Origin of the sequence: Pseudomonas sp. S10E 269 (assembly GCF_002798465.1) — a bacterium.
GTDB lineage: Bacteria > Pseudomonadota > Gammaproteobacteria > Pseudomonadales > Pseudomonadaceae > Aquipseudomonas > Aquipseudomonas pergaminensis.
On record NZ_PHIJ01000001.1, the window covers coordinates 1,884,897 to 1,909,697 of the forward strand.

General features: G+C 61.0%; 24 protein-coding genes. 12 read left to right on the forward strand and 12 right to left on the reverse strand.

Features of this window, described 5'->3' with window-relative positions; translation table 11 throughout:
- Positions 1-26: 26 nt before the first annotated feature.
- Complete coding sequence (gene thiI, locus CWC48_RS08740) at positions 27-1,481, reverse strand: tRNA uracil 4-sulfurtransferase ThiI (protein ID WP_100491692.1); 1,455 nt, start codon at positions 1,479-1,481, stop codon at positions 27-29.
- Positions 1,482-1,815: 334 nt separating this feature from the next.
- Here thiI and glnA point away from each other — a divergent pair, with 334 nt between their 5' ends.
- The 4 genes from glnA to ntrC all read left to right on the forward strand — a co-directional run bounded on the left by glnA (position 1,816) and on the right by ntrC (position 6,803).
- Positions 1,816-3,222, forward strand: a complete 1,407-nt coding sequence (gene glnA, locus CWC48_RS08750) for a type I glutamate--ammonia ligase (RefSeq protein WP_016979133.1) — start codon at positions 1,816-1,818, stop codon at positions 3,220-3,222.
- A 153-nt stretch (positions 3,223-3,375) separates the two neighbouring features.
- Positions 3,376-3,912 carry a chorismate mutase gene (locus tag CWC48_RS08755; protein ID WP_100491693.1) on the forward strand — a complete coding sequence of 179 codons (537 nt, stop codon included), beginning with the start codon at positions 3,376-3,378 and terminating at the stop codon, positions 3,910-3,912.
- A gap of 372 nt (positions 3,913-4,284) precedes the next feature.
- Entirely contained in the window at positions 4,285-5,370 is a 1,086-nt protein-coding gene (gene glnL, locus CWC48_RS08760; protein WP_078046461.1) for a nitrogen regulation protein NR(II), read from the forward strand.
- On the forward strand, positions 5,367-6,803 hold the full coding sequence (gene ntrC, locus CWC48_RS08765; RefSeq protein ID WP_069021257.1) for a nitrogen regulation protein NR(I): 1,437 nt from the start codon (positions 5,367-5,369) through the stop codon (positions 6,801-6,803). Before glnL ends, ntrC begins: the two co-directional genes overlap by 4 nt.
- Before the next feature lie 622 nt (positions 6,804-7,425).
- Here ntrC and CWC48_RS08775 read toward each other — a convergent pair.
- Positions 7,426-7,866 carry a hypothetical protein gene (locus CWC48_RS08775; protein ID WP_078046460.1) on the reverse strand — a complete coding sequence of 147 codons (441 nt, stop codon included), beginning with the start codon at positions 7,864-7,866 and terminating at the stop codon, positions 7,426-7,428.
- On the opposite strand from CWC48_RS08775, the gene CWC48_RS08780 reads away from it, so the two are divergent.
- Positions 7,865-8,320 carry a tRNA (cytidine(34)-2'-O)-methyltransferase gene (locus CWC48_RS08780; protein WP_003171120.1) on the forward strand — a complete coding sequence of 152 codons (456 nt, stop codon included), beginning with the start codon at positions 7,865-7,867 and terminating at the stop codon, positions 8,318-8,320. The genes CWC48_RS08775 and CWC48_RS08780 overlap by 2 nt on opposite strands.
- 158 nt (positions 8,321-8,478) lie before the next feature.
- Here the strand turns inward: CWC48_RS08780 and secB are convergent, their stop codons facing one another.
- The 3 genes from secB to CWC48_RS08795 are packed head-to-tail and all read right to left on the reverse strand — an operon-like array spanning position 8,479 to position 9,670.
- Positions 8,479-8,958, reverse strand: a complete 480-nt coding sequence (gene secB / locus CWC48_RS08785) for a protein-export chaperone SecB (protein ID WP_010213875.1) — start codon at positions 8,956-8,958, stop codon at positions 8,479-8,481.
- A 42-nt stretch (positions 8,959-9,000) separates the two neighbouring features.
- Entirely contained in the window at positions 9,001-9,255 is a 255-nt protein-coding gene (gene grxC, locus CWC48_RS08790) for a glutaredoxin 3 (protein WP_010213876.1), read from the reverse strand.
- Position 9,256: 1 nt separating this feature from the next.
- Positions 9,257-9,670 carry a rhodanese-like domain-containing protein gene (locus CWC48_RS08795; protein WP_010213877.1) on the reverse strand — a complete coding sequence of 138 codons (414 nt, stop codon included), beginning with the start codon at positions 9,668-9,670 and terminating at the stop codon, positions 9,257-9,259.
- 151 nt (positions 9,671-9,821) lie between these two features.
- Between CWC48_RS08795 and gpmI the strand changes: the two genes are divergently transcribed.
- The 4 genes from gpmI to CWC48_RS08815 all read left to right on the forward strand — a co-directional run bounded on the left by gpmI (position 9,822) and on the right by CWC48_RS08815 (position 15,022).
- A complete protein-coding gene (gene gpmI / locus CWC48_RS08800) occupies positions 9,822-11,348 on the forward strand; it encodes a 2,3-bisphosphoglycerate-independent phosphoglycerate mutase (RefSeq protein ID WP_078046459.1) in 1,527 nt (508 codons plus the stop codon).
- A gap of 256 nt (positions 11,349-11,604) precedes the next feature.
- A complete protein-coding gene (locus tag CWC48_RS08805) occupies positions 11,605-12,900 on the forward strand; it encodes a murein hydrolase activator EnvC (RefSeq protein ID WP_100491694.1) in 1,296 nt (431 codons plus the stop codon).
- A 30-nt stretch (positions 12,901-12,930) separates the two neighbouring features.
- A complete protein-coding gene (locus CWC48_RS08810; RefSeq protein WP_078046457.1) occupies positions 12,931-14,247 on the forward strand; it encodes a S41 family peptidase in 1,317 nt (438 codons plus the stop codon).
- A 1-nt stretch (position 14,248) separates the two neighbouring features.
- Positions 14,249-15,022 carry a divergent polysaccharide deacetylase family protein gene (locus CWC48_RS08815; RefSeq protein WP_100491695.1) on the forward strand — a complete coding sequence of 258 codons (774 nt, stop codon included), beginning with the start codon at positions 14,249-14,251 and terminating at the stop codon, positions 15,020-15,022.
- 51 nt (positions 15,023-15,073) lie between these two features.
- Here CWC48_RS08815 and CWC48_RS08820 read toward each other — a convergent pair whose 3' ends face one another.
- The 7 genes from CWC48_RS08820 to CWC48_RS08855 form a co-directional block, all read right to left on the reverse strand.
- Positions 15,074-15,829, reverse strand: coding sequence for an ABC transporter substrate-binding protein (locus tag CWC48_RS08820; protein ID WP_100491696.1), 756 nt, complete (start codon positions 15,827-15,829; stop codon positions 15,074-15,076).
- 66 nt (positions 15,830-15,895) lie between these two features.
- Positions 15,896-16,666 carry an imidazole glycerol phosphate synthase subunit HisF gene (hisF, locus tag CWC48_RS08825; protein ID WP_003171107.1) on the reverse strand — a complete coding sequence of 257 codons (771 nt, stop codon included), beginning with the start codon at positions 16,664-16,666 and terminating at the stop codon, positions 15,896-15,898.
- 9 nt (positions 16,667-16,675) lie between these two features.
- Complete coding sequence (hisA, locus tag CWC48_RS08830) at positions 16,676-17,413, reverse strand: 1-(5-phosphoribosyl)-5-[(5-phosphoribosylamino)methylideneamino]imidazole-4-carboxamide isomerase (protein ID WP_003187784.1); 738 nt, start codon at positions 17,411-17,413, stop codon at positions 16,676-16,678.
- Between the two features lie 39 nt (positions 17,414-17,452).
- Complete coding sequence (locus tag CWC48_RS08835) at positions 17,453-17,710, reverse strand: DUF2164 domain-containing protein (RefSeq protein WP_078046454.1); 258 nt, start codon at positions 17,708-17,710, stop codon at positions 17,453-17,455.
- Entirely contained in the window at positions 17,711-18,349 is a 639-nt protein-coding gene (hisH, locus tag CWC48_RS08840) for an imidazole glycerol phosphate synthase subunit HisH (RefSeq protein ID WP_016979116.1), read from the reverse strand.
- A complete protein-coding gene (gene hisB / locus CWC48_RS08845; protein WP_017849940.1) occupies positions 18,349-18,942 on the reverse strand; it encodes an imidazoleglycerol-phosphate dehydratase HisB in 594 nt (197 codons plus the stop codon). Before hisB ends, hisH begins: the two co-directional genes overlap by 1 nt.
- Before the next feature lie 249 nt (positions 18,943-19,191).
- Positions 19,192-20,853, reverse strand: a complete 1,662-nt coding sequence (locus tag CWC48_RS08855; RefSeq protein ID WP_078046453.1) for an OFA family MFS transporter — start codon at positions 20,851-20,853, stop codon at positions 19,192-19,194.
- Positions 20,854-21,178: 325 nt separating this feature from the next.
- Here CWC48_RS08855 and CWC48_RS08860 point away from each other — a divergent pair, with 325 nt between their 5' ends.
- The 3 genes from CWC48_RS08860 to CWC48_RS08870 are packed head-to-tail and all read left to right on the forward strand — an operon-like array spanning position 21,179 to position 24,722.
- The gene (locus tag CWC48_RS08860; protein WP_100491697.1) at positions 21,179-23,389 is read left to right on the forward strand and encodes an AsmA family protein; all 2,211 of its coding nucleotides are present in this window, start codon (positions 21,179-21,181) and stop codon (positions 23,387-23,389) included.
- The gene (mutY, locus tag CWC48_RS08865; protein ID WP_078046451.1) at positions 23,386-24,453 is read left to right on the forward strand and encodes an A/G-specific adenine glycosylase; all 1,068 of its coding nucleotides are present in this window, start codon (positions 23,386-23,388) and stop codon (positions 24,451-24,453) included. Before CWC48_RS08860 ends, mutY begins: the two co-directional genes overlap by 4 nt.
- On the forward strand, positions 24,450-24,722 hold the full coding sequence (locus CWC48_RS08870; RefSeq protein ID WP_100491698.1) for an oxidative damage protection protein: 273 nt from the start codon (positions 24,450-24,452) through the stop codon (positions 24,720-24,722). Before mutY ends, CWC48_RS08870 begins: the two co-directional genes overlap by 4 nt.
- The last annotated feature ends 79 nt before the right edge of the window (positions 24,723-24,801 follow it).

Consider the following 24,801-nt stretch of genomic DNA (forward strand, 5'->3'; position numbering starts at 1 on the left):
GGCCACAGGCAAACAGCCCCGGGCTCTTAGCTCGGTCGATAAACGCGCACATTGGCATGCCCCTCACTGAGCAAATGGTGGGCATGCAGGCGACTCATCACGCCTTTGTCGCAATACAGCAGGTACTGACGGCTGTTATCCAGTTCCTTGAAACGCGCGTTCAGTGCATAGAACGGCAGCGTTTGTACGTCGATGCCGGCGATGTCCAGCGGCTCATCCTCAGCGGCATCCGGGTGACGGATGTCGATGACGATCTGGCCGGCCAGGGCTTCGCTGACTTCTTCGATCTTGATGTCCTGGCCCAGTTCGTCGATAACACGATCGATCGGGACCAGCTTGGCGTTCTCGAGCGCACGCTCCAGAATCGCCATGTCGAATTCTTTCTCTTCATGCTCCACGCGGTGACGCTTGGCGTGGGTCTTGGGGGTCACCGAGATGACCCCGCAGTACTCAGGCATGTGCTTGGCAAAATCGGCAGTGCCGATCTGTTCTGCCAGGTCGATGATGTCCTGCTTGTGGCTGGCGATCAGCGGGCGCAGCACCAGCTTCTCGGTGACGCAATCGATGATCGACAGGTTCGGCAGCGTCTGGCTGGACACCTGGGAGATCGCTTCGCCGGTCACCAGCGCATCAATCTGCAATTTATCGGCAATCCGCGAGGCAGCGCGCAACATCATACGCTTCAATACCACGCCCATATGACCGTTATCGACTTTGCCGAGGATTTCGCCCAGCACTTCTTCGAATGGCACGCTTACAAATAGCACGCGCTGGGAGCTGCCGTACTTCTTCCAGATAAAGTGCGCGACTTCCATCACGCCCAATTCGTGTGCACGCCCGCCCAGGTTAAAGAAGCAGAAGTGGCTCATCAGGCCGCGGCGCATGATCTGGTAGGCCGCCACCGTGGAATCGAAACCGCCGGACATCAGTACCAGGGTCTGTTCCAGGGCGCCCAACGGGTAGCCGCCGATGCTGTTGTGCTGGCTGTGGATCACAAACAACCGTTGGTCGCGAATTTCCATGCGCACTTCAATTTGCGGCGCTTTCAGGGAAATTCCGGCTGCGCCACACTCGCGACGCAGCTTGCTGCCGACGTATTTCTCGACGTCCATGGAGCTGAAGGTGTGCTTGCCGGCACGCTTGCAGCGCACCGAAAAGATCTTACCTTCAAGCTCACTGCCGTAGTGCTGTTTGCACTTCTCGGTGATGTCGTCGAAGTCGCCCAGCGGGTACTCATCCACCTGCAGGAAATGCGCGATGCCCGGCATGCAGCTCAGGCGCTCGGTCATGTCCTTCAAGGCTTTGGGCTCGGTGATACGGGTTTCCAGCTCGAGATTGTCCCACACGCCGTTCACCACCACAGCCGGGTCCAGATCGCGGAGCACGGCACGGATGTTCTTGGCCAACTGACGGATGAAACGCGTCCGTACCGGTCGGCTTTTGATGGTGATCTCGGGGAAGACTTTAACGATTAATTTCATGGAAACAGCGCGCGCCGGGCCTGCTGAAAAAGGGGGGCGCGGATTATAGCGGAAATCGCTCAAGGTTTAACCAGTTAATATGCACAGCACGCGACACGCACTAAATAGGTGCATTTGTGCCTCTTTACGCTACATTGAGGTGCGCTATTTTTGGGCTTTTGTCGTAATGCACCTTTATAGGGGCGTTTTTGGAGCAGAAAACCCATGTTGGCGCACTGGCATGCAATTTGCTCTCTTGTGAGGCAGGTTGCCATGGCGGAGTATCCGCGCCGGCATCACCCACATTCTAAGGGCTAACTCCACTACCCCAGCCCGAAGCCACCCGGAGGACACTATGTCGAAGTCGGTTCAACTCATCAAAGATCATGACGTTAAATGGATTGATCTGCGCTTCACGGACACCAAAGGCACTCAGCACCACGTGACCATGCCGGCTCGCGACGCGCTGGATGAAGCTTTCTTCGAAGAAGGCAAAATGTTCGACGGTTCCTCCATCGCTGGCTGGAAAGGCATCGAAGCCTCCGACATGATCCTGATGCCGGACGACAGCACTGCCGTACTCGACCCGTTCACCGAAGAGCCGACGCTGATCCTGGTCTGCGACGTGATCGAGCCTTCGACGATGCAAGGCTACGACCGCGACCCACGTGCGATCGCCAAGCGTGCCGAGGAATACCTGAAGTCCACCGGTATCGGTGACACCGTATTCGTAGGCCCAGAGCCAGAATTCTTCATCTTCGACCAAGTGAAGTTCAAGTCCGACATCTCCGGCTCCATGTTCAAGATCTACTCCGAACAAGGCTCCTGGATGTCCGACCAAGACGTGGAAGGCGGCAACCATGGCCACCGTCCAGGTATCAAAGGTGGCTACTTCCCAGTTCCGCCGTTCGACCACGACCACGAAATCCGTACCTCCATGTGCAACGCCATGGAAGACATGGGCCTGGTCATCGAAGTGCACCACCACGAAGTGGCCACTGCCGGTCAGAACGAAATCGGTGTGAAGTTCAACACCCTGGTTGCCAAGGCTGACGAAGTACAGACCCTGAAGTACTGCGTACACAACACTGCAGTCGCTTACGGCCGTACCGCTACCTTCATGCCTAAGCCACTGTACGGCGATAACGGTTCGGGTATGCACGTTCACCTGTCCATCGCCAAAGATGGCAAGAACACCTTCGCTGGCGAAGGTTATGCCGGCCTGTCCGACACCGCCCTGTACTTCATCGGCGGTATCATCAAGCACGGTAAGGCCCTGAACGGCTTCACCAACCCGTCGACCAACTCCTACAAGCGTCTGGTCCCAGGTTTCGAAGCACCGGTAATGCTGGCCTACTCGGCGCGCAACCGTTCCGCTTCGATCCGTATTCCTTACGTGTCCAGCCCGCGTGCTCGCCGTATCGAAGCCCGCTTCCCGGATCCAGCAGCCAACCCGTACCTGGCCTTCGCTGCCCTGGTAATGGCCGGCCTGGACGGTATCCAGAACAAGATCCACCCTGGCGACGCCGCCGACAAAAACTTGTACGACCTGCCGCCTGAAGAGGCCAAAGAGATCCCACAAGTGTGCGGCAGCCTGAAAGAAGCCCTGGAAGAGCTGGACAAGGGCCGTGCGTTCCTGACCAAAGGCGGCGTGTTCAGCGACGACTTCATCGACGCTTACATCGGCCTGAAAAGCGAAGAAGAAATCAAGGTTCGCACCTTCGTACACCCACTGGAATACGAGCTGTACTACAGCTGCTGATCCAGTAGCGCCGCTTCTTAGAGCGGCGTGACGAAAAAGACCTCCCCCGGGAGGTCTTTTTTTTTGGCCCGCGATTGCGCCGCGCCAGGCACCTATTGTATTGACTGATACGCCGCCAACGCGGGCAAGCCCCACCCCCACAGGAGATCATCCTTGAAACATCGACTTGTGTTCGCCCTGCTGTTTGTCAGTGCCACCGCGAATGCTGCGCCGCCCACGCTCGAGCCGCTGCTCAACAGCATCGCCGAACGCCTGGAAATTGCCGATCAGGTAGCCCTGAGCAAATGGGACAGCAAAAAGCCGGTAGAAGATAAAAAGCGTGAACAAGAGGTGATCGCCAGCGTCAGCGCCCAGGCGCCGAGCTACAAGCTGGACCCGGCCGCCGCCGAGCAGTTTTTTTCGGCGCAGATCGAGGCCAACAAACTGGTGCAGTACACCCACCTTTCCGACTGGCAGTTCCAGGGCAAGGCGCCTGACGACCCCCGCCCGGATTTGGTCAAGCAGATTCGCCCGCAGCTGGATGAACTGCAAAAACGCCTGCTGCAGCAACTGGCTGACTTTACCCCGCAGCGCACGGACCCGCAGTGCCCCAAATGGCTCGCCACCGCCGTGCATGAGCCACTGAATGATCCGCTGCGCCAACTGGCAATGATCCGCGCCACCGCCGAGCTGTGCATCTACAAAGGTTAAGCGTTGCAAACCCAATCAAAACTGTGGGAGCGGGCTTGCTCGCGTAGGCGGTGTGCCAGTCTCGATGCATTGACTGAAACACCGCCTACGCGAGCAAGCCCCCACATTTGGATTGGGCGTATTCGGTTATACCTTCCTGAACAACCTTCACAAAACCGCACTATATTGGTGCGATAGGCTGCACCCTTCCCACCTGTCCAGCCCATTTTGGTTCGAAACTTCCCGAGCAAGCTGGCAGAACGCCACAGTTTCGCGCCTAAACCCCCCATTTCTGGGCTTGCACGCTTCTTTTCGGAGCCTTGGTTTGGTTTTTGCATTTTCCTTGTATCAGCGTGTGCCTCAAGCCCGCGCCTTGCTCCAAAAGAGGTCCTGATGACCATCAGCGATGCACTGCACCGTTTGCTACTCGACAACCTGACCACCGCGACCATCCTGCTCAATGACGACTTGCGTCTTGAGTACATGAACCCGGCGGCGGAAATGCTCCTGGCTATCAGCGGCCAGCGCAGCCATGGGCAGTTCATCAGCGAATTGTTTACTGAGTCGGCCGAGGCGTTGAGCTCGTTGCGCCAGGCCGTGGAGCAGGCACACCCGTTCACCAAACGCGAGGCGATGCTCACGGCCCTCACCGGCCAGACCCTGACCGTCGACTATGCCGTAACCCCGATCCTCAGCAACGGCACCACCTTGCTGCTGCTGGAAGTGCACCCCCGTGACCGCCTGCTGCGCATCACCAAGGAGGAAGCGCAGCTGTCCAAGCAGGAAACCAGCAAGATGCTGGTGCGTGGCCTGGCCCATGAGATCAAGAACCCGCTGGGCGGTATTCGCGGCGCGGCGCAGCTGCTGGCCCGCGAGCTGCCAGAGGAACACCTCAAGGACTACACCAACGTCATCATCGAAGAAGCCGACCGCCTGCGGAACCTGGTGGACCGCATGCTCGGCTCCAACAAGCTGCCGTCCTTGGCAATGACCAACGTGCATGAGGTGCTGGAGCGTGTCTGCCAGTTGGTAGAGGCCGAAAGCCAGGGTTGCATCACCTTGGTGCGCGACTACGACCCGAGCATTCCCGATGTATTGATCGACCGCGAACAGATGATCCAGGCGGTGCTCAATATTGTGCGTAATGCGATGCAGGCAATCAGCAGCCAGAACGAACTGCGCCTGGGCCGCATCAGCCTGCGCACCCGCGCCCTGCGTCAGTTCACCATCGGCCATGTGCGCCATCGCCTGGTGACCAAGGTCGAGATCATCGACAACGGCCCCGGCATTCCTGCGGAACTCCAGGAAACCATCTTCTTTCCCATGGTCAGCGGCCGCCCGGACGGTACCGGGCTGGGCCTGGCCATTACCCAGAACATCATCAGCCAGCATCAGGGCCTGATCGAATGTGAGAGCCATCCTGGCCACACCACCTTCTCGATCTTTCTGCCACTGGAACAAGGAGCCCCATCGACATGAGCCGTAGTGAAACTGTCTGGATCGTCGATGACGACCGTTCTATCCGCTGGGTCCTCGAGAAAGCCTTGCAACAGGAAGGCATGACCACCCAGAGCTTCGACAGCGCCGACGGGGTGATGAGCCGCCTGGCTCGCCAGCAGCCCGACGTGATCATCTCCGACATCCGCATGCCCGGCGCCAGTGGCCTGGACTTGCTGGCGCGGATCCGCGAGCAGCACCCGCGCCTGCCAGTGATCATCATGACCGCGCACTCGGACCTGGACAGCGCTGTCGCCTCCTATCAGGGCGGCGCCTTTGAATACCTGCCCAAGCCATTCGATGTGGACGAGGCGGTGGCATTGGTCAAGCGCGCCAACCAGCACGCCCAGGAACAACAGAACCAGGAAGCCCCACCGGCCCTCACCCGCACCCCGGAGATCATCGGTGAAGCGCCGGCGATGCAGGAAGTGTTTCGCGCCATCGGGCGCTTGAGCCACTCCAACATCACCGTGCTGATCAACGGCGAATCCGGTACCGGTAAAGAGCTGGTGGCCCACGCCCTGCACCGCCACAGCCCACGGGCAGCCTCGCCGTTCATCGCCTTGAACATGGCGGCGATCCCCAAGGATTTGATGGAGTCCGAGCTGTTCGGCCATGAAAAAGGCGCGTTCACCGGCGCAGCCAACCTGCGTCGCGGCCGCTTTGAACAGGCTGACGGCGGTACGTTGTTCCTTGATGAAATCGGCGACATGCCCGCCGATACCCAGACCCGGCTGCTGCGGGTGCTGGCGGACGGTGAGTTCTATCGCGTTGGCGGGCACACGCCGGTCAAGGTCGACGTGCGCATCATTGCGGCGACCCACCAGAACCTCGAAACCCTGGTGCATGCGGGCAAATTCCGTGAGGACTTGTTCCACCGCCTCAACGTGATCCGCATCCACATTCCGCGCATGTCGGACCGTCGCGAAGACATTCCCACTCTCGCTCGCCACTTCCTCAGCCGCGCCGCCCAAGAGCTGGCTGTCGAGCCGAAGTTGCTGAAAAGCGAGACCGAGGAATACCTGAAGAACCTGCCGTGGCCGGGCAACGTACGCCAGCTGGAGAACACCTGCCGCTGGATCACCGTAATGGCGTCTGGGCGCGAAGTGCATATCAGCGACCTGCCGCCGGAGCTGTTGAGCCTGCCGCAGGACTCCGCCCCCGTGACCAACTGGGAGCAGGCGCTGCGCCAGTGGGCCGACCAGGCCCTGGCACGCGGCCAGTCGAGCCTCTTGGACAGCGCCGTGCCGGCGTTCGAGCGGATCATGATCGAGACCGCCTTGAAGCACACCGCTGGCCGCCGCCGCGATGCCGCCGTGTTGCTGGGTTGGGGCCGCAACACCTTGACGCGCAAGATCAAGGAGCTGGGGATGAAGGTCGACGGCGGGGATGATGACGAAGGTGATGAAGGCTGACCCACCTTCTCTGATCCACTAAAGATCCCCTGTGGGAGCGGGCTTGCCCGCGATAGCACCGTATCAGTCACCCGATGTATGGCTGACACACCGCCATCGCAGGCAAGCCAGCTCCCACAGTTGTTTTGTGTTGGACCCAAGACTGTGCACCGCTTCAATGCACCATGAACCGGCATCGGGCACGAATCCAAAGCCCGAAACTACAGCCTCGTTGAAAAGAACCTAAAAGCCAAAAACACCAAAGCCCCGTATTCCGGGGCTTTGCGCTTTCTGCAGATTTTTTTGGCACAACTTGGCGACTCTGGCACGCGCCCTGCAATAACCCTTGTACTACCCAGTTTCGGGGACCTTGGTACAGGCAGGCCGAGAATCCCCTCTTTACATCCGGGGTGCTTGATGCGAACCGCGTCGCGCTCCACACCGCTTTGGGGAACCTCGGTACAGGCAGGCCGGGGATTCCCTCTTTAACACCGAAGCCTTCACGGCTTCACCCCGTTTTGGGAGCCCTGGTACAGGCAGGCCGGGAACTCCCTTCTTTACACCCGGGGCTTATGTGGCACAGCGCCCATAGCCCCAGCCCGTTTTGGGGACCTTGGTACAGGCAGGCCGGGGATTCCCTCTTTTATTCCTCCTGGAGATGGATCTCCAACCGCCAGCGGCCATCGGCCTTCTCACCCTTCCACTCCCCACGCAACGGCCGGGCCGCCACCAGGTTCAGCAGCAGGCCGCCATCGGTCTTGCGCACGCGCCAGTTCACGTCTTTTTCATTGACCTTGAGTTGCCCACCGGCGGCCTTGCCCTGTGCGTCGAACAGCAGCGCCACGGTGCCGTCGATATGCTCGCCGTGCAGCTTGGGCTCACTGTTGAACCACACCACCACGCCATCCCTTGCGGTCTCGACCTGTTGCAGTTCGACCGGGTCCGGGGTGGTCAGCCGGCCGATCATCAGGCCCACCATCATGCCGACAATCGCCAAAGAGCCCATGACCCGAGGCATAAGCTTCGGCCTTGGGTCCTCTTCGGGGGTAGAATGCAGCGCATCTTTGCCTTCGGAGCCGTGCATGTTTCACGTCATCCTTTTTCAACCAGAAATTCCGCCGAATACCGGCAACGTTATCAGGCTGTGCGCCAACAGTGGCTGCCACCTGCATTTGATCGAGCCGCTGGGCTTTGACATGGACGACAAGCGCCTGCGCCGCGCCGGGCTGGACTACCACGAGTACGCCACGCTCAAGCGCCATGCCGACCTCGCCAGCTGCCTGGAAAGCCTGGGCCACCCACGGCTGTTCGCGTTCACCACCAAGGGTTCGCGGCCATTCCATGATGCCAGTTTTGCCGAAGGCGACGCCTTCCTGTTCGGCCCGGAAAGCCGGGGGCTGCCGGCCGAGGTGCTCGACGCCCTGCCCGACGGCCATCGCCTGCGCCTGCCGATGCGCGAGGGTTGCCGCAGCTTGAACCTGTCCAACACCGTGGCCGTTGCCGTTTACGAAGGCTGGCGCCAACTCGGCTTCAAATAACACCGCAAAACAAATGTGGAAGGGGGCCTGTGTGGGAGCCGGGCTTGCTCGCGATGCAGGCACCTCGGTGTGTCAGTCACACCACGGTGATGCTATCGCTGGCAAGCCAGCTCCCACACAGGCCCCCTCCCACATTGAGTACTGCGTCGGGTTCGAAATTACTGAACCGTCGAAGAACCTTCTTGTTGCATGCGCTGCAGCTCTTGAGCGTACAGGGCATCGAAGTTCACCGGAGCCAGCATCAGCGCAGGGAACGAGCCACGGGTGACCAGGCTGTCCAGGGTCTCACGGGCATACGGGAACAGGATGTTCGGGCAGAACGCGCCCAGGGTGTGGCTCATGGACGCTTCGTCCAGGCCCTGGATCAGGAAGATACCGGCCTGTTGCACTTCAGCGATGAAGGCCACTTCTTCGCCATTCTTGACGGTCACGGACAGGGTCAGCACGACTTCGTGGAAGTCGCCTTCCAGTGCCTTTTGGCGGGTGTTCAGGTCCAGCGCAACGCTTGGGGTCCATTCCTGGCGGAAGATGGCCGGGCTTTTCGGCGCTTCGAACGACAGGTCACGCACGTAGATCCGCTGCAGCGAGAACTGTGGAGCTTGGGCTTCTGCTGCTTCGGTGTTCTGTTGGTCAGTCATCGCAGATCCTTCTTGATCTTGGGGTCTTTTAGGGTTTAGGAGTCAGACGAGCAGCAACGCATCGAGTTTACCGGCGCGCTCCAGAGCGAACAGGTCGTCGCAGCCACCGATGTGCTTGGCGCCGATCCAGATCTGCGGCACGGACGTGCGCCCCGCCTTCTGGGCCATTTCGGCGCGCACCTGGGGTTTGCCGTCGACCTTGATCTCTTCGAAGGCAACGCCCTTTTTCTCCAGCAGGGCCTTGGCCCGCATGCAGTAAGGGCACCAATCGCTGGAATACACGACAACCTGGCTCATATCACTTCACCAGCGGCAGGTTATCGGCGCGCCAGCTGCTGATGCCACCGGACAGCTTGGCGGCGGTGAAGCCGGTCTTGAGCATTTCGCGGGCGTGGGTGCCGGCGTGCTGGCCTTGGGCGTCGACCAGGATGATGGTCTTGGCCTTGTGCTTTTCCAGCTCGGCCAGGCGCGCGATCAGCTTGTCCTGCGGAATGTTCAGGGCACCGACGATATGGCCGGTGGCGAAATCCTTGGCCGGGCGGATGTCCACGACAACGGCCTCATCCTTGTTGACCAGCGCGGTCAGCTCCGCCGTGCTCAGGCTGCGGCCACCGCGGCTCAATTCGTGAGCGATCAGCAGCGCCAGCAGGATGACGAAGGCACCCACAAGCAGATAGTGGGCAGTGGCAAATGCAATCAGGTGATCAACCATCAAGGAGGTTCCAGGGCGTTAAAATGGCGGTAAGTATACACAGCCGTCAGGGGGGGCCAACCCCCGTAAAGCGGTGACGTGGTCGGAACTTCGCTTTAAACTGCCACTCCCTTTTCAATTGTCTTCCTTTATTACCGCCGCGAGAGGATCTATGACTACTACGCCTAAACCTTTGGTCCTGATAATTCTCGATGGCTTCGGACACAGTGAAAGCCACCACGACAACGCGGTATACGCGGCCAAGAAGCCAGTACTCGACCGCCTGACCGCCAGCGTCCCCAACGGCCTGATCTCCGGTTCCGGCATGGACGTAGGCCTGCCGGACGGCCAGATGGGCAACTCGGAAGTCGGCCACATGAACCTCGGCGCCGGACGAGTGGTATATCAAGACTTCACCCGTGTGACCAAAGCGATCCGCGATGGCGAGTTCTTCGAGAACCCGACCATCTGCGCCGCGGTAGATAAAGCAGTTGCCGCCGGCAAGGCCGTGCACTTCATGGGCCTGCTGTCCGATGGCGGCGTCCACAGCCACCAGGACCACTTGGTCGCCATGGCCGAACTGGCCTTCAAGCGCGGCGCCGACAAGATCTACCTGCACGCCTTCCTCGACGGCCGCGACACCCCGCCGAAAAGCGCCCAGTCGTCCATCGAACTGCTCGACGCCACCTTCGCCGCCCTCGGCAAAGGCCGCATCGCCAGCCTGGTGGGCCGTTACTTCGCCATGGACCGTGACAACCGCTGGGACCGCGTCTCCCAAGCCTACAACCTGATCGTCGACGGCCAGGCCGAATTCAACGCCGCCACCGCCCAGGAAGGCCTGGAAGCCGCCTACGCTCGCGGCGAGAGCGACGAGTTCGTCAAAGCCACCACCATCGGCGAGCCGGTCAAGGTCGAAGACGGCGACGCCGTGGTGTTCATGAACTTCCGCGCCGACCGTGCCCGTGAGCTGAGCCGTGTGTTTGTCGAAGACGGTTTCAAGGAGTTCGAGCGTGCCCGCCAGCCGAAAGTACAGTACGTGGGCCTGACCCAGTACGCCGCCAGCATCCCGGCCCCCGCCGCCTTTGCAGCGGGCACCTTGGATAACGTGCTGGGCGATTACCTGGCCAAAAACGGCAAGACCCAGCTGCGCATCGCCGAAACCGAAAAATACGCCCACGTGACCTTCTTCTTCTCCGGCGGCCGTGAAGAGCCGTTCCCGGGTGAAGAGCGCATCCTGATTCCCTCGCCAAAAGTCGCCACCTACGACCTGCAGCCGGAAATGAGTGCGCCGGAAGTGACCGACAAAATCGTCGATGCCATCGACCACCAGCGTTACGACGTGATCGTGGTCAACTACGCCAACGGCGACATGGTCGGCCACAGCGGCAACCTGGAAGCCGCCACCAAGGCCGTGGAATGCCTGGACCTGTGCGTCGGCCGCATCGTCGACGCCCTGGAAAAAGTCGGCGGCGAAGCGCTGATCACCGCCGACCACGGCAACTGCGAGCAAATGTCCGACGAATCCACCGGCCAGGCCCACACTGCTCACACTACCGAACCGGTGCCGTTCATCTACGTCGGCAAGCGCGACTTCAAAGTGCGTGAGGGTGGCGTGCTGGCGGATGTGGCGCCGACCATGTTGATGCTGATGGGGTTGGAGAAGCCGGTGGAGATGACCGGGACTTCGATTCTGATTTGATTTCAACCACACCGCGCAACAGTGTGGGAGGGGGCTTGCCCCCGATAGCAGTGGATCAGCCAGCACCTATTGAGCTGACACACTGCAATCGGGGGCAAGCCCCCTCCCACATTGTTTTCCGCTGTTTGGAACATGTCTTTTTGCCATACCACTGCCACTCGGCACCTATCTTGCGTTCCAGCCCGAATTGGGCGTTTTTTTTGCCGCGCTTGGCGGGCATACTAGGCCGTCCATTTCCCTGGTGTCGCCCGCCTCTATGCTTCGCGCCTTGATTACCCTTGCTCTTGTCTGCCTGCTCCAACCGGCGTTTGCCGATGAGCGCGCACAAACCCAACAACAGTTGGACGCTACGCGTCAGGACATCACCGAGCTGAAAAAACTGCTCGGCAAGCTCCAGGAAGAGAAATCCGGCGTGCAGAAAGACCTGCGCGGTACGGAAACCGAGATGGGCAAGCTGGAGAAGCAGGTCCAGGAGCTGCAAAAAGAATTAAAGAAGAGCGAGTCGGAACTGGAGCGACTCGACGCTGAGAAAAAAAAACTCCAGAGCGCACGCGTTGAACAGCAACGCCTGATCGCGATCCAGGCCCGTGCCGCCTACCAGAACGGCCGCCAGGAATACCTCAAGCTGCTGCTCAACCAGCAGAACCCCGAGAAATTCGCGCGCACCCTTACCTACTACGACTACCTGAGCAAGGCCCGGATGGAGCAGTTGAAAAGCTTCAACGAGACCCTGCGCCAGTTGGTCAACGTCGAACAGGAAATCGCCAACCAGCAATCGCAGCTGGAAGACCAGAAAAGCAGCCTCAACGCCCAGCGCGACGAGCTGGACAAGGTCCGCAAGGAGCGCCAGCTGGCCCTGGCCAAGCTCAATGACGACGTGAAGGCCCGCGACGCCAAGCTCCAGGCTCGCGAGCAGGACCAGGCCGACCTGGCCAAAGTGCTCAAGACCATCGAAGAAACCCTGGCTCGCCAGGCACGTGAGGCCGAAGAAGCGCGGCAGAAAGCGCTGATCGCCCAGCAGGAAGCCGAAAAAAAGCGCCAGCGTGAGGCCGAATTGGCTGCCACCTCGGACGCTCCGGCACCGCGCAAACCGGCACATTCAGCGCCTGGCCCGCTGGTTTCCAGTGCCGGCGAGTCGTTCGGCGGCCCTTTTGCTTCAGCGCGGGGCAAACTTCCATGGCCAGTTGATGGTCGATTACTGGCACGCTTCGGGGAAACCCGCGGCGATGACACCCGTGCCAAGTGGGATGGGGTGATGATCAGTGCCTCGGCCGGCAGCCAAGTACACGCCGTTCACGGTGGGCGCGTGGTGTTTGCCGATTGGTTGCGGGGCGCCGGTTTGTTGGTGATTCTTGACCACGGTAATGGCTATTTGAGCCTTTACGGCCACAATCAGACTTTACTCAAGTCGGCAGGTGATGTTGTAAAAGCCGGTGAATCCATCTCCACTGTCGGTAACAGTGGTGGCCAGGACACCCCGGCGCTGTACTTCGCTATTCGTCAGCAGGGTCGCCCGAGCGATCCCGCACAATGGTGCCGTTCCCAAGGATAGGGCTGCATCTACATTAGGAGTTCGTTCGACATGCTGCATTTGTCCCGCCTCACTTCGCTGGCCCTGACGATCGCCCTGGTGATCGGCGCGCCTCTGGCATTCGCCGACCAGGCCGCTCCGGCTGCACCCGCCGCCACGGCCGCGACCACCAAGGCACCGTTGCCGCTGGATGAGCTGCGCACCTTTGCCGAGGTCATGGACCGGATCAAAGCCGCTTATGTCGAACCCGTAGATGACAAGACCCTGCTGGAAAATGCCATCAAGGGCATGCTCAGCAACCTCGATCCGCACTCCGCCTACCTCGGCCCGGAAGATTTCGCCGAGCTGCAGGAAAGCACCAGCGGTGAATTCGGCGGCCTGGGCATTGAAGTCGGCTCCGAAGACGGCAACATCAAGGTGGTCTCGCCGATCGATGACACCCCGGCGTCCAAGGCCGGCATCCAGGCTGGCGATTTTATCGTGAAGATCAACGGCCAACCGACCCGTGGCCAGACCATGACCGAAGCCGTCGACAAGATGCGCGGCAAGATCGGCCAGAAAATCACCCTGACCCTGGTACGCGACGGTGGCAACCCGTTTGACGTGACACTGACCCGCGCGACCATCGTGGTCAAGAGCGTGAAGAGCCAGTTGCTGGAGTCGGGCTACGGCTACATCCGCATCACCCAGTTCCAGGTCAAGACCGGCGACGAAGTGGCCAAGGCGCTGGCCAAGCTGCGCAAAGACAACGGCAAGAAGCTCAGCGGCATCGTGCTCGACCTGCGTAACAACCCAGGCGGTGTGCTGCAGTCGGCGGTGGAAGTGGTCGACCACTTCATCACCAAGGGCCTGATCGTGTACACCAAGGGCCGTATCGCCAACTCCGAGCTGCGCTTCTCGGCCACCGGCAACGACCTGAGCGAAAACGTGCCACTGGCCGTGCTGATCAACGGCGGCAGCGCCTCGGCGTCGGAGATCGTGGCCGGCGCCCTGCAAGACCAGAAGCGCGGCGTGCTGATGGGCACCACCAGCTTCGGCAAAGGCTCGGTGCAAACCGTGCTGCCGCTGAACAACGAGCGCGCGTTGAAGATCACCACAGCGCTGTACTACACGCCGAACGGGCGCTCGATCCAGGCTCAGGGCATCGTGCCGGACATCGAAGTGCGCAAGGCCAAGATCACCAACGAGATCGACAGCGAGTACTACAAAGAGGCGGACCTGCAAGGCCACCTGGGCAATGGCAACGGCGGCGCCGACCAGCCAACCGGCAGCGGCAAGAAAGCCAAGCCGATGCCGCAGGACGATGACTACCAACTGGCCCAGGCGCTTAGCCTGCTCAAGGGCTTGAGCATCACCCGCAGCCGTTGATATGCGTTTTGCCCTGATCATCGCTGTGCTGTGCAGCCTGGCAGGCGTCGCCCATGCGGCGCCTGCCGGCGAGCCCCACAAAGCCTACCTGACCCTCATCATCGACGACCTTGGGCAAAACCTGCCCAGGGATCGGCGTGTGCTGGCCCTGCCCGGGCCAGTGACCACGGCGATCATGCCCGACACGCCCCACGCCGCCGAATTTGCGCGCGAAGCGCACAAGGCCGGCAAGATCGTGATCCTGCACATGCCCATGGACCCGGCCACCGGACCGTTCGCATGGCACCCCGACCTACCCATCGAAGAGCTCGGCAAGCGCCTGGATGCGGCGTTCCAAGCCGTACCCTTCACCGCTGGCATCAACAACCACATGGGCAGCCGCATGACGGCCCAGCCGGCCGCCATGGCCTGGCTGATGGCCGAGCTGCAGCGGCGCAACAAGTTTTTCGTCGACAGCCGCACCAGTGCACAAACCGTGGCCGCCGCCGAAGCTCAGAAAATCGGCCTGGCCCATGTTTCGCGGGACGTATTCCTGGATGACGAGCGCACCGAAGCAGCAATCACCACGCAATTGCAGACCGCGATCAAGCTGGCGCACAAGCAGGGTTCAGTGGTGATGATCGGCCACCCGTATCCGCAAACCCTGGCGGTGCTGGAGCGCGAATTGCCCAAGCTCAAGGCTCAGGGCGTTGACTGGATCGATATCAAGTTGATGATCAGCGTGCGCAGTAACCAGGCGATGGCCGGGCATGGCAAGAATGGCATTTACCGCTGACGGTCCACTGTAGGTGCTGCAAGCCAGCGCCTACAATGAGAAGTCGGCCGATTACAGATATTTCGCGATGATTTCGTCGACGACACCGTCTTTACGCAGTTGGTCCAGCGCGGCCTGCAGCTTGGCCACCAGTTCGTCCGGCACCTCCTTGTTCAGCGCGAGGTACAGCTGGGCACTGTTGAAACGCAACACCGTCCTGAGCCCCGTCACGCCAACCTGGCGCGCCAGGTAACGCCCGGCGGGGTCGCCAGTGGCCCACAGGTCGATCTGGCCATCCAGCAACTTTTGCGCGTTGTCCTGATCACGTAGCACCACCAGCGGGTTGAGGCCCTGCTTCTCCAGGGTCTCGGCGATGGCATCGCCCTTGTAGGCGCCGATCTTGTAGCGGCGGGCATGCTCAAGGTCATCCAATTGGATCTTGCTGTCGGCCTTGGCCAGCAGCACCCAATCATCCGGGCCGATGGGGCCGACCCATTTGAATAGGGCCTCACGGTCCGGCAGGCGCGCCATCACGAACACGCCGTAGCCTGGTTTCTCCAGGGCGAGCTTGTAGATACGCTCCCATGGGAAACGCAGGGTGAGGTTGTATGAAATGCCGGCGCGCTTGAAGGTTTCGCGCACGATGTCCACGGCGATGCCTTCGATGTTCTCGTCCTTGGCGAAGTTCTTACCGTTTTTCGCCATGTTGTAGGGCGGGAAGTTTTCCGTCAGCAACACCAGGGAAGCGTCAGACGGTTCTTCGGCGTAGACCGAACCTGCCAACAGGAGGGATGTACTGGCGAGGGCGAGCAGCAGGTGCTTGAACATGTAAGTTACCGGAATCCATGGCAAGCGCAGAGAGTGCCGCGCGCCTGCCATGGTGTCCAGCAGCGTTTAGCGTACGACGATGCCGCGCGCCGCCATGTAGGCCTTGGCCTCGGGGACGGTGTATTCGCCAAAGTGGAAAATACTCGCCGCCAGCACCGCGCTGGCGTGGCCTTCGATCACGCCGTCGGCCAGGTGCTGCAGGTTGCCGACGCCGCCGGAGGCGATCACCGGAATGCCCAGGGCATCGCTGATGGCGCGGGTTACGCCGAGGTCGAAGCCGTTTTTCATGCCGTCCTGGTCCATGCTGGTCAGCAGGATTTCACCGGCGCCCAGGCCTTCCATCTTCATCGCCCACTCCACCGCGTCCAGGCCGGTTGGCTTGCGACCGCCGTGGGTGAAGATTTCCCAGCGCGGGGTTTCGCCCGGGCCTGAGACTTTCTTGGCGTCGATGGCGACCACGATGCACTGCGAACCGAAATGCTGCGCGGCTTCGCCGACGAACTCCGGGTTGAACACGGCTGCGGTGTTGATCGAGACCTTGTCCGCACCGGCGTTGAGCAGGTTGCGGATATCTTGCACGGTGCGCACGCCGCCGCCCACGGTCAGCGGGATGAACACCTGGCTGGCCATGCGCTCTACGGTATGCAGGGTGGTGTCACGGCCGTCGACGCTGGCGGTGATGTCGAGAAAGGTAATCTCGTCGGCACCTTGCTCATCGTAGCGACGGGCGATTTCCACCGGGTCGCCGGCGTCACGGATGTTCTCGAACTTGACGCCCTTGACCACGCGACCGTTGTCGACGTCCAGGCAAGGGATGATGCGTTTGGCCAGCGCCATGGTCAGTCCTCAGCCGTTGTAGGCATCGCAGTAAGCCTGGGCTTCGGCGACATCCAGGGTCCCTTCGTAGATCGCGCGCCCCGTGATGGCACCGATGATGCCTGGGGCCTTGGCGTCCAGCAGCGACTTGATGTCGCCCAGGTTGTGGATACCACCGGAAGCGATCACCGGGATCTTGGTCGCAGCAGCCAGTGCGGCGGTAAACGGCACGTTGCAGCCCTGCATCATGCCGTCTTTGGCGATGTCGGTATAAACGATGGCGGAAACGCCGTCAGCTTCGAACTGCTTGGCCAGGTCGATGACCTGCACGGTGCTGATCTCAGCCCAGCCGTCGGTGGCGACGAAGCCATCCTTGGCGTCCAGGCCCACGATCACTTTGCCAGGGAAGGCGCGGCAAGCTTCGGCGACGAATGCCGGGTCTTTCACGGCCTTGGTACCGATGATCACGTAGCTGACGCCGGCCTTGACGTAGTGCTCGATGGTTTCCAGGGAGCGGATACCGCCGCCGATCTGGATCGGCAGGTTCGGGTAGCGCTTGGCGATCGCAGTGACCACCTCGCCGTTGACCGGCTGGCCTTCGAAGGCGCCGTTCAAGTCCACCAGATGCAGGCGACGGCAGCCCCCTTCTACCCATTTGGCAGCCATGCTCACCGGATCATCGGAGAACACAGTGGAGTCTTCCATGCGGCCTTGGCGCAGACGGACGCAAGCGCCGTCCTTGAGATCGATAGCGGGGATAATCAGCATCTGGCAAACCTTATTCGAAATTCAGCAATGCTTGGGAAATCAGGGTTTCTCAAGCGACCACAGGTCGCTTTCGATGCTTTCGAACCTTTCTTTAAGGAGCGTCTGCGTGTCGAAAATCGCCCTGTTGTAATAATGCGGAGCCACTTCATTGGTGAACAGTTCGAGGATCTCGGCGACCTCGAACGAACCCAGCTTGAGCTCGAAGCGATCTTCCATAAAGCGCTTGATCTTGAGGGTAGCCTCACTCTCCTGTTCGGGCGTGAGGTTCAAGATCGGCTGCTTCGGCTTCCTGGCCATTTACCAGCGCCCGTCCCAGGCGGCGAAGTTCTGCAGCAATTGCAGGCCATGGGTATGGCTCTTCTCCGGGTGGAACTGCACGGCAAACCGCGAACCTTCGGCCAGCGCGGCGGCGAAGTCGACGCCGTAGTGCCCGCCGCCCACCACCTGGCCCGGCTTACCGGCGGCGATGTAGTAGCTGTGCACGAAGTAGAAGCGCGCCATGTCCGGCACTTCGTGCCATAGCGGGTGGTCCACGGTCTGGCGGACTTCGTTCCAGCCCATGTGCGGGACTTTCAGGTGTTCGCCGTCTTCATGCAGGTCTTTGCCGAAGAACTTCACCTGGCCTGGGAACAGGCCGATGCAGTCGACGCCGTCGTTCTCCTCACTGCTGTCGAGCAAGGCTTGCATGCCCACGCAGATGCCGAGAAACGGACGGTCCTGGCTGACCTCGCGCACCAGGCTGTCAAAGCCCAGGCGGCGGATCTCGGCCATGCAGTCGCGAATCGCGCCAACGCCGGGAAACACCACCCTGTCGGCTTCGCGAATCACGCTGGCATCGCTGGTGATCAGCACCTTGCCGGCGCCTACGTGCTCGAGGGCCTTGGCCACCGAGTGCAGGTTACCCATGCCGTAATCGATAACCGCGACCGTCTGCATTACAGGACGCCCTTGGTCGAGGGCATTTGCCCGGCCATGCGCTCATCCAGCTCTACAGCCATGCGCAGGGCGCGGCCGAAGGCCTTGAACACGGTTTCGATCTGGTGGTGGGTGTTGGTGCCGCGCAGGTTGTCGATGTGCAGGCTGACAAGGGCGTGGTTGACGAAACCCTGGAAGAATTCCTGGAACAGGTCGACATCGAAGCCGCCGACGGTGGCGCGGGTGTAGGGCACGTGCATCTGCAGGCCGGGGCGGCCGGAGAAGTCGATGACCACGCGCGACAGCGCTTCGTCCAACGGGACATAGGCGTGGCCGTAGCGACGGATGCCTTTCTTGTCGCCGATGGCCTTGGCAAATGCCTGGCCCAAGGTGATACCGACGTCTTCCACCGTGTGGTGGTCGTCGATATGCAGGTCGCCCTTACTGACGATATCCAGGTCGATCAGCCCGTGACGGGCGATCTGGTCCAGCATGTGCTCAAGAAAAGGTACACCGATATCAAATCGGGCCTTTCCGGTGCCATCCAGGTTGATCGAGGCTTTGATCTGGGTTTCCAGAGTGTCGCGCTCGACGGACGCCTTACGTTCGGCCATCACCAGCTCCGCAAAATCATTGGGCGAAAAAGGCAGCCATTATAGGGGCGCGGGCGCTAAACAGAAACATCGGAGGGGATAAGACTGATGGAGTGTCGGGGATAGACATGTGCATACATGTGAGAACCAGCTTTTGTGGAGCTGGCTTGCCTGCGATGCAGGCACCTCGGCTTTTCAGTTGCACCGAGGTGATGCCATCGCGGGCAAGCCCGGCTCCCACAGGAACCGCGCCCACAAAATTTTGCGGTGTTAGTGGAACAGGACTGCAGTCTTCTGCAGGGTTACCCACACACCCCACGCCAACGGAATACCCACCACCAGCCAGGCGGCGATAGCCAATGGCACGGTACCGGAGGCTGCCTTCCACTCCAGGGAAGTGGTGGCATCGGCGCCTTTGTCATGGCCCAGCGCCTGTTCGGCGGCCAGTTCGGCGTCGGTCATGAAGTACTTGTCGGCCACCGGGCGGACCATCAGGTTGCAGAGGAAACCCAGCACCAGCAGGCCAGCCAGGATGTACAGGGTGATGTCGTACGCAGCTGCACGCTCGACGCCGATGCTCAGCTGATACTCACGCAGGTAGTTCACCAGCACCGGACCCAGTACACCGGCCGCGGCCCAGGCAGTCAGCAGGCGACCATGGATCGCGCCAACCATCTGGGTGCCGAACAGGTCGGCCAGGTAAGCCGGAACAGTCGCAAAACCACCGCCGTACATCGACAGGATGATGCAGAACGCCGCCACGAACAGCGCCACGTTGCCCAGGTGCCCCAGGTTCGGGATCAGCGCATACAGGGCAAAGCCCAGGGCGAAGAACACGAAGTAGGTGTTTTTACGGCCCAGGTAGTCGGAGAACGACGCCCAGAAGAACCGACCACCGATGTTGAACAGGCTCAACAGACCGGTGAAACCTGCCGCGATGGCTGCGATGGATGCCAGTTGACCGGCATCCAGCTGACCAAACGGCACATCCACACCCAGCAACTTGCCGCCGAACACTTCCTGCAGCAGTGGCGAAGCCATGCCGAGGATGCCGATACCGGCGGAAACGTTCAGGCACAGCACCAGCCATACCAGGCGGAATTGCGGGGTTTTCCACGCTACGTTCACGTGGACGTGACGGTGGGTGATCATCGCGTTGCTGGCTTTTTTCGCCGGGGCGGTCCAGCCCTCAGGCTTCCAGCCAGTCGGAGGAACGCGGTACAGCAATGCGCCGCCGATCATGAACACAAAGTAGATTGCCGCCATCACCACGAAGCTCTGCCATACGCCCACGCTGGTTGGCGTGGCGAAGTGGCCCATCAGCGCTGCGGCCAGGGGAGCACCGACCATCGCGCCGCCGCCAAAGCCCATGATCGCCATACCGGTGGCCATGCCGCGCTTGTCCGGGAACCACTTGATCAGGGTCGATACGGGCGAGATATAGCCCAGGCCCAGGCCGATACCGCCAATGACCCCGGAGCCGATCCACATCAGCCAGATCTGGTGGGTATAGATACCCAACGCCGAGATCAGCAGGCCGCCGCACCAGCACAGTGCCGACACGACGCCAGCCTTGCGTGGCCCGGCATGTTCCAGCCAGCCGCCCCAGATCGCTGCCGAGCAGCCCAGGAAGATGAAGAACAGGGTGTAGATCCAGCCCAGCATGGAGATGGGCCAGTCGCATTGGGACGAGAAGACTTGGGCGATGAAGCCCATGTCCGGCGCGCAGGCGAGCGGTTTGGTGATACCCAGTGCCTTGGACAGTGGCAGCCAGAACACCGAGAAGCCATAGGCCATGCCGATGCACAGGTGGATGGCCAGCGCGGCCGGCGGAACCAGCCAGCGGTTGAAGCCGGGCTTGGCGATAATGCGTTCCTTGGACAGGAACGCAGGCTGTGCGGCAGTCGAACCCGCCGCAGTGCTAGTGCTCATTGGTGTTTCCCCCAGTTGTTAGTATGTGTCCGTCGGGCGCTCTCTCCCTCGGCCTTGCACGCAAAGCGTTGGCCGTTGTTGTTGAGTAAAGCTCCATTTGAACGCGACGCTATGTCGCAGAAGGCAGACGAACCTGCGCAGATTAGCACCTGTGGATGACAGAAAAACCAAACTGATATCACCTTTTTCAGGAAATCTGTTTTGTTTGACGCCAGAAACCCGTTTCCCCGCCCTGGATACAATGTAACGATCAGGGCACTGACGTAGGCCGTCGGGCGTTATACTCTGCGGCTAAATTTTGAAATCGACATACAAGGACTCGCCCATGAAAGCGTTCGGCAAAATCCTGGGTCTGGTACTTCTCGGGCTGTTGCTGATCATTGTGGCTCTGGGTTTTGCCCTGACCCATCTCTTCGATCCCAACGACTATAAAGACGAGATTCGCCAGATTGCCCGCGACAAGGCCCACATCGAGCTGACGCTCAATGGCGACATCGGCTGGAGCCTGTTCCCCTGGCTCGGCCTTGAACTGCACGAAGCCAGCGTGGCGACCCTGACTGCGCCGACCCAACCTTTCGCCGACCTGCAGATGCTCGGCCTGTCCGTGCGCGTGCTGCCGCTGCTGCGCCGCGAAGTGCAGATGAGCGACGTGCGAGTCGAAGGCCTGAACCTGCGCCTGACCCGCGACAAGCAAGGCCATGGCAACTGGGAAGACATCGGCAAGAACGTGACCGAGGCGAGCGCTGGCAGCCCGGGTTCGGTTGAGCCGCCTCGCGAGGCTGAACCGGAGAAGCCGGCTAAACCCATCCGTCTGGACATTGATAGCCTGACCGTCAACAACGCCCGCGTTGAATACAACGATGAGCAGACCGGCAAGCAGTTCAGCGCCGAAAGCATTCAATTGAGCGCCGGTGCGGTGCACGAAGGCGCCAGCATCCCGGTGAAACTCACCGCCTTCTTCGGCAGCAACCAGCCGGTGATGCGCGTCAAGACCGAGCTCAACGGCAACCTGCGCATCCAGCGTGCGCTCAAGCGTTATCAGCTTGAAGACATGAAGATCACTGGCGAAGCCACGGGTGAGCCGCTACAGGGCAAGACCGTGACGTTCTCCACCCAGGGCCAACTGCTGGTGGACCAAGCGGCCAATATTGCCGAATGGACCAACATGAAGCTGTCGGCCAACCAGTTGCGCGCCTTGGGCGAACTGAAGGTCAACGACCTGGACAAGACCCCGCAGCTCAGCGGTGCCCTTTCCATCGCCCAGTTTGACCTGGCCAAATTCCTCGACAGCGTCGGCCACCCATTGCCGCCGATGGCCGACGGCAGCCTGAGCAAGGTCGAGTTGGTCAGCCGCCTCAAAGGCACGCCGACCAGTGTGGCCCTGGAAGATCTGAACCTGAAACTCGACGGCAGCACCTTCACCGGCCGCGTCGCCGTGGACGATTTCGCCAAGCAATCCCTGCGCGTTCAGCTCAAGGGCGACACCTTCAACGCCGACAACTACCTGCCCGCCAAATCCGAATCCGCCAAGGGCGCCACCGCCGCACGCCAGGCCGAAGTGCAAAACAGCGAAGCCGGTGCCATGGCCGCCGGCGGCACCACGCCACTGCCCGACGCCCCGACCAAAGGAGCCTGGAGTACCGACAAACTGCTGCCATTGACGCGCCTGCGCACGCTGGATGTGGACGCCGACCTTGCGTTCGGCCAACTCACCCTGAGCAAGTTGCCGATCCAGAATGCCGCGCTCAAAGCCTCCGGCCTCGATGGTCAGCTCAAGCTCGACACCTTGAGCGGCGGTCTCTACAACGGCAGCTTCCAGGCCAATGGCACGCTTGATGTGCGCCAGGATATCCCCGTGCTTGCGCTGCAAAGCCGGATCAAGCAGGTGCCGGTCGAGCGCATCCTGCAAGCCCAGGGGCAAACCCCGCCGGTGAAAGGCCAGATCACCCTCGACAGCAACCTCACAGGCCGTGGCAATAGCCAGAAAGCCCTGATCGACAGCCTCAACGGCACCGCGAGTTTTGTGATCAACAACGGCGTGCTGCTCAACGCCAACCTTGAGCAACAACTCTGCACCGGCATCGCCCTGCTCAATCGCAAGACCTTGAGCAGCACGCCGCAAGGCAAGGACACGCCGTTCCAAGAGTTGAAGGGCAACCTGACCTTCCGTAACGGGGTCGCCAGCAACCCTGACTTGAAAGTGCGCATCCCAGGCCTGACCGTCAACGGTAACGGCGACGTCGACCTGCGCGTGCTGGGCATGGACTACCGCGTCGGCATCATCGTCGAAGGTGACCAGCGTGAAACGCCAGATCCCGCCTGCCAGGTGGGCGCCAACTTCCAGGGCATCGAAGTGCCGCTGCGCTGCCGTGGCCCGCTGGAACTGGGCGCCAAGGCATGCCGCCTGGACAAGGACGGCTTGACCCGGGTTGCCATCAAGGCGGCCGGCAACAAGCTCAGCGACAAGCTGGAAGAGAAGCTCGACAAGGTGAACCCGCAGCTTAAAGACGCGCTGAAGGGCCTGTTCAAACGATGAGAAACGAGCAATTTTCAGAAGCCGTACTCAATTGGTACGACCGCCACGGTCGCCATGACCTGCCCTGGCAACAGGGCATCACGCCTTATCGGGTGTGGGTCTCCGAGATCATGCTGCAACAGACCCAGGTGAGCACCGTGCTCAATTACTTCGACCGTTTCATGGCCTCGCTGCCGACGGTCGAAGCCCTGGCCGCTGCACCGGAAGACGAAGTGCTGCACCTGTGGACCGGCTTGGGTTACTACACCCGGGCGCGCAACCTGCAAAAGACTGCAAAGATTATCGTGGCCGAGTACGGCGGCGAGTTTCCCAAGGATGTCGAGAAGCTCACCGAGCTGCCGGGCATCGGCCTGTCCACCGCCGGTGCGATCGCCAGCCTGAGCATGGGCTTGCGTGCGCCGATCCTCGACGGCAACGTCAAGCGCGTCCTGGCGCGATTTACCGCACAGGAAGGCTACCCCGGCGAGCCCAAGGTGGCCAAGCAGCTGTGGGCCACTGCGGAACGCTTCACGCCCCATGATCGCGTCAATGCCTATACCCAGGCGATGATGGACATGGGCGCCACCCTCTGCACCCGCAGCAAACCCAGCTGCCTGCTATGCCCACTGGAGAAAGGCTGCGAAGCCCACATGCTCGGACTGGAGACGCGCTATCCGATCCCCAAGCCGCGCAAGACTATCCCGCAGAAGCGCACGCTGATGCCGCTGCTGGCCAATGCCGAGGGTGCGATCCTGCTTTACCGTCGCCCTTCCACGGGCCTGTGGGGCGGCCTGTGGAGTTTGCCGGAGCTGGATGACTTGCAAGACCTGGAACACCTGGCCAACCAGCACGCGTTGGAACTGGGCACGCAGCAGGCGCTGCCGGGGCTGATCCACACCTTCAGCCACTTCCAGCTCGCCATCGAACCCTGGTTGGTCCAGGTCGAAGAATCCGCCCATCACGTGGCCGAGGCCGACTGGCTCTGGTATAACCTCGCCACCCCGCCGCGCCTGGGCCTTGCCGCCCCGGTGAAAAAACTGCTGAAGCGCGCGGCCGACGTATTGAATGCAGGAGTGTCGTCATGACCCGCACCGTAATGTGCCGCAAGTACAAAGAAGAATTGCCAGGCCTGGAACGCCCTCCGTATCCAGGCGCCAAGGGCCAGGACATTTTCGACCATATCTCTGCCCAGGCCTGGGGCGACTGGCTGAAACACCAGACCCTGCTGATCAACGAAAAGCGCCTGAACATGATGAACGCCGAAGATCGTAAATACCTGGCGGGCGAGATGGACAAGTTCTTTTCCGGCGAGGAATACGCCAAGGCCGACGGCTACGTGCCGCCTGCTCAATAATTGATCAAAAACCGGGGTCGGCACGTAAGCGACGGTAATAATTAAATATTTTTTGAAAACTTGCTTGACGACCCCCTGA